A 1305-nucleotide genomic window follows, 5' to 3' on the forward strand; every position below is an offset into this window, starting at 1 on the left:
TTTTCGTCAAATATTGCAGTAGTGACAAGTGTATTTGTGATATTTTCCATTGATTTTATCTCCTTAATATTCATTTGGTAATAACATAATGTAATAAGAAAGGTCTACATCATCTTCACGGATAATGTAGACCTTATTGATATTGATAGGTTGATTGATATTTGCCTTTTGAGTTTTCACATACGCTGGTCGTTCTTGTTTGTGTTTGATATATAATTGATTGCGATGTGTATTGAACTGGAATATATGAAAATAATCTACTAAGGTATTATCTTTGGTTTGTTCTTGTTCTCGCTCAGATACGAGTTTCCATAATTGGTGTTGTAAGATATTAGGTAAGTTGTTGGCGATACCCCGGGTGATATATCTATTCATAAGAGACTTCCTTTCGTTCTGACTCTTTCATCCAAATGATGATTTCACTTAGTATTGTAATGACTAATTGTGTAATTTTGATGTATTTATGCATATTATTGTCCCCCTGTTAGTAAGTATCGTTGATCCAAAAGAGGCATGATAGTGTTGTGTAGGTATAAGAAATCCATATCGTGATTTTCGTCGATATAACCGATGGCTATGAGCTGTTTCTGATAGTAGAGAATGAAAGGATAGAGATTGCTTTCGTGAAGTGTGTCAGAGTAGTAGGTATAGGTTTGAAGTATTTTATTACTAAGTGGACCAAGCCTTACATATTGGTCAGGTAGGATATTATCAGCGACTTCCTCGATGGATTCACATTCCCATTTTTCTTCCTTTGGCAGATTGAATAAGTTGGTTATATAATGCTTGAGTTGTTGTTCTAGTGTCATCATTATGACCTCCTAATGTGTTTGATGGATGTATGCATGTGATACATCATTTTGATAATATAAGTTTGAAATACCATTTGTTTCGCCTAGAAATCCCACTGAAATACAGAAAAGATTCCAATTGAAAGTCGTCACAATTGTTGATATGACAAGGAAATCCCGTTATCCCGCTCATTTCTCGGGAAATATAGCTATATATTTATATATCATTTGGATATGTAGATGTAATTACGACTTATTTTTTCTTTTTATATTATTTATTTATAAATAATAATGGGATTTCGGGATTACGCTTGCGTAATCCTTCTCCTACATGAAGTTATCCAATCCCATTGCTATCCCGTTCATATTTTATTTTGGGATGTTCTTTCGTCATACAATATAAGCTTCACATTGAGTTGTGACTTGTTAGTATGTTGAAAAGGTTCGTTAGATGGGTGTTATTGAATGACGAAAGGACAGTACATAGATATTAGATTTGAAAGTAGAGTGTTTG

2 protein-coding genes are annotated in these 1305 nt (G+C 33.2%); both read right to left on the reverse strand.

The genetic code is table 11. The features are described from left to right. Positions 1-63 precede the first annotated feature (63 nt). Positions 64-375, reverse strand: a complete 312-nt coding sequence (locus KA909_RS13115; RefSeq protein WP_210130310.1) for a DUF960 family protein — start codon at positions 373-375, stop codon at positions 64-66. A gap of 95 nt (positions 376-470) precedes the next feature. Continuing rightward, positions 471-809 carry an SAUGI family uracil-DNA glycosylase inhibitor gene (locus tag KA909_RS13120; protein ID WP_053464901.1) on the reverse strand — a complete coding sequence of 113 codons (339 nt, stop codon included), beginning with the start codon at positions 807-809 and terminating at the stop codon, positions 471-473. Positions 810-1305: the final 496 nt, after the last annotated feature.

The sequence above is a fragment of the Staphylococcus sp. GDX8P54P genome (genome assembly GCF_017893165.1).
Lineage (GTDB): Bacteria > Bacillota > Bacilli > Staphylococcales > Staphylococcaceae > Staphylococcus > Staphylococcus borealis.